8 protein-coding genes are annotated in these 7460 nt (G+C 32.4%); 4 read left to right on the forward strand and 4 right to left on the reverse strand.

The window, feature by feature from the left end:
• The 3 genes from VER_RS07855 to VER_RS07865 all read left to right on the forward strand — a co-directional run.
• Positions 1–1132, forward strand: a 1132-nt coding sequence (locus tag VER_RS07855) for a hypothetical protein (protein WP_162100286.1), incomplete at its 5' end; no start/stop codon positions are given.
• Between the two features lie 332 nt (positions 1133–1464).
• Positions 1465–1947, forward strand: coding sequence for a hypothetical protein (locus VER_RS07860; RefSeq protein WP_162100287.1), 483 nt, complete (start codon positions 1465–1467; stop codon positions 1945–1947).
• A 24-nt stretch (positions 1948–1971) separates the two neighbouring features.
• Positions 1972–2739: a DUF1828 domain-containing protein gene (locus VER_RS07865; RefSeq protein ID WP_162100288.1), complete on the forward strand. Its 768-nt coding sequence runs from the start codon at positions 1972–1974 to the stop codon at positions 2737–2739.
• Positions 2740–2873: 134 nt separating this feature from the next.
• On the opposite strand, the gene VER_RS07870 is transcribed toward VER_RS07865, so the two are convergent.
• The 4 genes from VER_RS07870 to VER_RS07885 all read right to left on the reverse strand — a co-directional run bounded on the left by VER_RS07870 (position 2874) and on the right by VER_RS07885 (position 5531).
• Positions 2874–3926, reverse strand: a complete 1053-nt coding sequence (locus VER_RS07870) for a hypothetical protein (RefSeq protein ID WP_162100289.1) — start codon at positions 3924–3926, stop codon at positions 2874–2876.
• 229 nt (positions 3927–4155) lie between these two features.
• Positions 4156–4353, reverse strand: a complete 198-nt coding sequence (locus VER_RS07875; protein ID WP_162100290.1) for a hypothetical protein — start codon at positions 4351–4353, stop codon at positions 4156–4158.
• 12 nt (positions 4354–4365) lie between these two features.
• Entirely contained in the window at positions 4366–4746 is a 381-nt protein-coding gene (locus VER_RS07880; RefSeq protein WP_162100291.1) for a rhodanese-like domain-containing protein, read from the reverse strand.
• Positions 4747–4856: 110 nt separating this feature from the next.
• A complete protein-coding gene (locus VER_RS07885) occupies positions 4857–5531 on the reverse strand; it encodes an HAD family hydrolase (protein WP_162100292.1) in 675 nt (224 codons plus the stop codon).
• Positions 5532–5683: 152 nt separating this feature from the next.
• Between VER_RS07885 and VER_RS07890 the strand changes: the two genes are divergently transcribed.
• Entirely contained in the window at positions 5684–7378 is a 1695-nt protein-coding gene (locus VER_RS07890; RefSeq protein ID WP_162100293.1) for a sugar-binding domain-containing protein, read from the forward strand.
• Positions 7379–7460 lie beyond the last annotated feature (82 nt).

Below are 7460 nucleotides of genomic sequence, written 5' to 3' on the forward strand. Positions count from 1 at the left end.
CAAAATATTTTATACTATCATAGATAATAATGAATTGAATTTACAGTCTATAATAGCATTTTATGTATTAAATTTAGATTATTTTATAGAATTAAACAATGATAAACAATTAGATAATGAAGAAAGTGTATTTGAATATAATATCGATAATAATAGTTCGTATGAGGAAAGAAAAAAGGAGTATTACTTAGTTAATTATTTATCTGACGTACAGGATAAAATTTCTTTAGTAAATTTACAGAGTCAATTTTATTCAATTATATGTGCAGGTGTTGAAGGACGTAGTGAATATTTATATACCGCCGATAAAATAAAAGATATTTTGATGGAAAATGATGTTAATTGGCAATATAAAGTTAATAATTTAATGAATCGTTTTTATCAAGGTATTGAACGTACCAATACAATAGTTTTTATGGGATATAGTGAATGGGTAGCTATATTTAAAGCTATAAATATAGCTTCATTTAGATGGACTTCTCAGGAACAAGAGATAGTATATAAAAATATTTTTTCTATGTTTATGAAAAATGAGTGTAAGGGATATTTGCGTAAATCATTTGTTGAGGATATTTTGTATTTTATGGAAGGGATAAGGAAAAATCAATTAAAATCATGTGCAATAAAGTTTATGCAGGATATTGTATTATTAAAAATAGATCAAAACATGGAAGATAATATTTTCTTTATTGAATTTCAAGGATTGTTTTATAAAATGATTTTAAGATTGGGTTATATTGATAGTAGTTTTTATAGAGAAAAAGAGATTGATATTATTTTTAATTGTAAAGATTTGAGTAAATATGTTATTAAGGAAGAGGTTGAAAAATTTTTTCTAAATGATTTAAGCTATAGTAAAAAATTAATAGAGAGAAGTCCTTATAAAGATGTTTTAAAAAACAAAATAGCAGAAATAGAGCTAATAATTAATTTCATCAATAAAATTAAAAAAGCTAATAAATATGATAAAGAAGATTATGTAGAACCGAATAATAAGAATTTGGAGTGGTACTCTACTAATAATCGTAGTATAAGTAAAGATATGAGTGAAGACGAATTTATGAGTAAAGTTGATGCGGAAAGTTTGAGTTTAATTGAAATTAAAAAATTTATCAAAAATAAGTTAGAATGATAATTTTTAAATATGAATTTTTGCTAATGATTTAATGGAAGAGCAGATAGCGTAGTAAAATATAATTTGAATTTTTTGTATACTTCAACTAAAGATTACTAAATATAGAAAGAGTGTATATTTGTTCTATAATCCTCTTGTTAACTCGTTATTGAAGGCGTATAATAAAATAAAGAATGTATGTTTGCTTAACTGATTTTGTAAATTGAGGATTAGTGTATATTGGACGATTAAATTGGGCAATAAAATAATAAATAGTTGCTATACTAAAGGAGAACTTTTATAATAAAGTTGATTATAATGAGTATCTTCTAGAAAGGAGATATGATAAGTTGTTAGAGGGTAAGATTACTCAAGTATATTTGGATACTTTAATTAGTACGCCTAAGAGAATAATTAAGAAGCTAGAGAGAAATTTTATTTCACGTAATGGTTCTAAACGTAAATCGTTTGAAGTGTATAGTGATGTTTATGATGAGCGTTTCAGAGTTTTTCTTCGACAAAATGATATATTACCAGAAGATTACTCTATAGGTTTGCAATTATTAAGTTCTGATTTTGACGATAATCCTATATTATTTAGATGTAACGGACCTCATGGAGGCAATCTAAGTATGGAGATTCATTTTGTTACACATGTTCATCGGTGTAAATTAGATAAATATAATGGAACTTTTTATTCAGTAGAAAAAAGTGTAGAAGTTACAGATGCTTATTCTACTTTTGATAGTGCCTTGTATTATTTTCTTACAACTTGTAATATTTTAGATGTTAAACAATATTTTCCTAATGCATGGAATGTGACATTGTTTTAAAATAAAGGGGGGTGAAATGGTATTATGGATTTGAGTCGTATAGAAAATAAATTAAAAGAATCTTTTGCTAATCAATTTGCACTCATAGAAAGACGCTCAGGGCTTTATCAATTGATGATACCAATATTTCATCCTGATGGTGATATGTTTGATATATTTTTACAAATTGATGGGAATAATAAGATTACTATTGTAGACTGTGGTTTAACCTTAATGCGTTTATCTTATACATTTGATTTAGATACAGGGAAGAAAATACAGTTGTTAAATCGGGTTGTATATCAGTATCATGGTCAAATTGATTTGGAAACGGGAATTATTTCGTTACAGAGTAATTTAGAACAGTTATTTAATAACATTATGCAATATACACAATTAGTTTCAGGTGTATTGAGTTTAACATTAATGCAACGGAAATCTGTAGCTAGTATTTTTTATGAAAAGTTTGACAAATATGTTAAAACATCTTTAGATAAATATCTTCCGCAGATTAATTTTAAACCTCTAAAACAAGATGATGATACAGTAGTTAATTATGCATTTGAAAATAACGGCAAGTCTATTTTTTTATTTCCTACTAGTGGAGACTCTAAGACAAAGGATGCAATTATTACAATTCTTTCTTTACAAAAAGCTAGTTATCCGTTTACAAGTGTTGTAGTGCATGATTCTTATGATAAGTTATCCAAAGCTGTGCAAAAGAAAATTATGAAAGTTGCAGATAAACAATTTTATGATATGACTGATTTTGAAGAAATAGCACCAGAGTACTTTAGAAAAAATCTAGCTTAATAATATGGTGTTTATTCTTTTTACGGAACAATTGGTTAATGTTATCAAGTAAAACAACTAAAAAGAGGCTATATCCTAAATGTGGATTTAAACCCAGCAATTAGGACATAGCCTCTTTTTGAATTAATTATAGTTTACCTTTTTTTATTTAACTTTTCCAATTCTCTAGAAGCCCATTCGAAATAGCTTTGACAATCTCTGTATAGATAGGAATAATTTTCTAAGGTAATTAATAGTTCTTCTACAGAGTTTAGTTGATATACAACTGGCTGCGTAGCCGGTAGAAGTTCTGCCATGGCGTTAGCTAAGCCATAACCATCTATAGCGTTGAAAACATCAAAGCAATCTTGTGATAAGTCCAATTTTTTCAGCAAATTACGTGCTTTAGTATAATTCTTTGTTGTATAGTAGAGTACGGATAAAGGTAATAGCATTGATAAACAGTCGTCATCTTTATATTTTTCTTGTAAAGCTAAGGCCTCGTCAAAGCGTTGTAGTTTGACGTATAGGTGAATAAGATCGTAGCGTAAGCCTAGGTTATCATTGGTATTAAAAATAAGAGCTTCTTTTAAACGGTCTATAGCATCTAATAAGCGATTGGTATTGATTAAGGTAATTATATAGTTATGTAATAGGCGAATAAAAGGGCGTGTTTCTAAAATAAGCCAATAATCACCAATACAATCTGTTGTCATATAACCCTCTTTGGTGAGCAGATTTTTGGCATTAGTATAAGCTTTACCATATTCTTTGACTAAATCCTCTGAAGATAAGTCTTTTAAGTTGATTAGCATAGAAGTAGCATCAAAGTTAAGTGGATCAAGCTCTAGCGCTTTGCGTAGATAGCGTAAGCGTACATTAGGGAGTGTTATTTGAGTAGCCAGTTCAAAATAGTCGTCACTAGTTTTAGCTGTTGCTGCAGTGAGTGTCTTATTATGACTATGTAACATATTACGGCTAAAGTCTAGTGTAGTATCATCAAAATCATCAATTTGAGGTTGAATTTCTCCCGATAAGAAACGTTTTAAAAAGTCTTCTATATAGTTGCCATATTCTAAAGGTGATATGTGTTCTTTGCCAATTGATTTTAAATATGTTAGAAATTCAGGTGGTGTCTCAAGCTCAGTCAGTGCTTCTGGTGCTAGAAGGGAGGAATTGGTATGAGGTTTGTTCTTTTTCTTAGTCATAAGAGTCTCCTTAATGGGGATATATAAAATATAACAATCAATAGGTTAAAGCAGATTTATATAGTACTTTAATTATATAGTAAACAAGAAGTAAAATAAACAATTGTATTTTAAAAGAATGGTTGTACTGATGTAAAGCGGTATAAAAAAGAATAAGAGATTGTAGTAAAATAACAGGTAAAACATCTGTATTTTATACAACCTCTTGCAAGGTAAATGGTATGATTAATTAGCAACGGCAGGTAGGCGAAAGGGTGCCATCATTACAAATGGTACGACCGCTACTATTACAGCCTTTTACACCACCATGGTGAGAGCAACAACCTCGCTGGGCTACTAGTGAAGAATAGTCGATGGCTGAAAATATGGGAGTTGCCATCATAGAGAAAAATATAGCTAATAAACAAATGGCACTCATTTTTTTCATGGTGTATACCTCCTACTGAATAAAATATGTACTTTCTACTAGTTTATCCCAACCATTTTTTAGAATATAGACATGAGTAAATCCTTCCCGGTCCATAAGTTCGGCCATGGCAATTGAATATTCATCATTTGGGCAAGAACAATAGATAATAAAAGGCTGCTCTTTGTTGTAGATATTTAATTTTAAAAAATCGTTTATATCCATAAGGCTGTGAGGATCTATCCAAGTAGAACCTTTTTGGAAACGAGTGTCACGTTCACGAGCATATATACTACGAACATCTATCAATGTACCTTTAGTAGTATTTAAATCATTAACCATAATATAGTTATAGGCAAAATTATAACTAAAAAATGATAAAAATAAGGTAAAAAGTAATAATATTCGTTTCATAACATCTACCTCAAATAAACTTTTGTATTTTGAAATAATTGTAATATAATTATAAAATAAAAGTGATAAAGTGACAAGGCAAAAATGAATGAATAACGAATCGCATATTTTTATTTTTTAATTAGTTCTTTTAAAATCTTTAATACATCCTCCGGCTTTTTAGCAATATAGTTAGCACCGAGCTCTCTAAGCACTTCTTCATCTCTAAATCCCCAAGTGACAGCGATAGGGAGTAGGCCAGAATTTTTCGTAGTAGCTAGATCGACTTCGGAATCACCAATATAGATAGCTTCTTCGGGTGTACTTTGCAAGGCTTCAAGGGCAGCTAGTACCATGTCTGGCTCTGGTTTGCGTTTGCGGTCCGGAGTTTCACCAATGGCGACGGTAAAATAATCTTTAAAGTATTGATTATTTAGGGCAGTAACGCCTTCTTGCACTTTATTTGATACGACGGCTAATTTATAGCCGTTTTCTTTTAATGCTGTTAATAATTCATAAATACCAGGATAGGGTGCTGTTTTATCGTTACAATGGTCGGCATAATAGGTTTTGAACTCTTGTAGCATAATTGTTTTTTTATCTTCGCTAATAGGTGGATTCGTTGTAGGAACACTACGGTCTACTAATTTAGCTAAGCCATTGCCAACAAAACTGCGAATTTCATCGTAAGAACGAGTAGGAAAGTTATGCTTGGTTAATACATAATTCATTGTATCCATTAAATCATCTAGGGTATTTAAAATCGTGCCATCGCAATCAAAAATGACTGTTGTATACTGTTTCATGAAATATATCTCCTTCTTTTTTCAAAATTTAGTACATTTCTTTTAGTATAGGTGAAAAAATGTACACTGTAAACAGAATTTCCTTCATAATTCAATTGAATAAGTATGGTCATTTAGTATATACTTATAAGAGAACATAGGAGGAGTCTTTGATGAGTACGATGGAATTATTGCAGCCTGTAGACAACGCATTTCGTGACTCGTTTGATTTGCGTGGCAACTGGTTTTTTGCCTTCGATAAAACGAAGGATAAAACCTATGAAACTGGTGTAGCACGGCAAATGTCGGTGCCAGTTCCGGCGGCGTTGCAGGATTTATTTGTAAGTCCTGAAGAACGTACCTACTGCGGTACCATGTGGTATGAGCGCAGTGTATTTGTACCTAAACGATGGCTAGGCTCGGATGTATTTTTGCGTTTTGACGGTATCGGTAATCGAGCTGTCGTATATGTGAATGGTATGGAAGCGGGGCGCCATGAAGGGGCCTTTATTACGACTGTTTTAAATGTGACGCGCCAACTTCGTTATGGGGAAGACAACCGCATAGTGGTAAAAGTAAATAACGAATTGTCTGCTTATTCGTTGCCAGCAGGGCAGGTTATTACATCACCTAAAGGACGACGTATTAATCAGCCTAATTTTGACTATGATGTGCCAAGTGGAATTTATGGCAATGTAACGCTGTATACGGTGCCGACGACACGGTTAACTGATGCGATGGTGCAGACTGTGGAATTATCCGCTGAAAAGGCAGTCGTGCAATATATGGCACATGTGCAAGGCAATTGTTTGGTAACAGCTACACTCCGCGATCGTGAAGGGCGTATTGCAGCCACTGGTGTAGGTGGTAATGCCAAATTAGTTGTAGAAAACCCTCATATTTGGATCATAGGTGAAGGGTATTTATATACTTTAGAATTAGAAGTCAGTCGGCTTGGTAAACAGCATGACATGTATGCTTTGCGTATTGGTATTCGTACGGTGGCTATTGAATCAGGCAATTTTACCTTAAATGGGACTGTTATTCGTTTGAAAGGGCGGCAATTTACAGGCTTAGATGGTCAGCTCACAACGAATTTAATGCAAGCGAAACAGCAATTACTTCAAGTATTAGCGACTGGCGGCAATTGTATTTTTAGTAATGGCCGACCTTTGGCACCTGAAATTTTACAATTGGCGGATGAATGTGGTGTATTGGTAGTAGCTGAAATGCCAGCAGCGGGGTTACAGGCGAAAGATCTTCAAACTGGCGAGGCTAATTTTAGTAAAAGTGATATAAAATCGCGACTCCTAGATACTCATAAAGAAACGATAGACTCCTTAATTACTCGTGATAAAAATCATCCTTCCATTGTTAGTTGGTCCTTGTTGTATAATCCGCTGACGATGCTAAAAGAGGATGAAACGTATTATAAAGACATTGCTGAAGCAGCACTTCAAAGCGATTGGGAACATCGGCCCTTAGCTTTGACATTTAAACAACCATTAAGCCAGATTTGGACCAGTAATTTGAATTCGTACTCTTTATTATTATTAGCAACTTGGTCGAATCAATGGCAAATGGATGGAGAAATCTTACAAAGTTTAATGTATAAAGAGTTAGTTGATTGGCAGGCTAAACAACCTGACAAAGCCATGGTTGTTTTAGTAGGAATAGACAATCAAGAGTTAGCTTGCGGGGCGGGACGTACGGCTACTACAACGGCTTCATATGTGTCACATAGGGAGACTAGTGAAAAAGTAAAAGCTATTTTGATGATGCTAAGCTCTATGCCTAATGTGCAGGGACAGTTCTTGCAAAGTGGAGTAAGAGGATTAGAGAACGTTGTAGCGGAGCGTTGGAAGTAATATATTATAGTGATTTTAAGCTTATATTAGGGTTAAAGTAATATTTTTACTTTATATTAAATAAAAAAGGTTCTATAATTTA

This window comes from Veillonella sp. R32, from assembly GCF_010093125.1.
Taxonomy (GTDB): Bacteria; Bacillota; Negativicutes; order Veillonellales; family Veillonellaceae; genus Veillonella_A.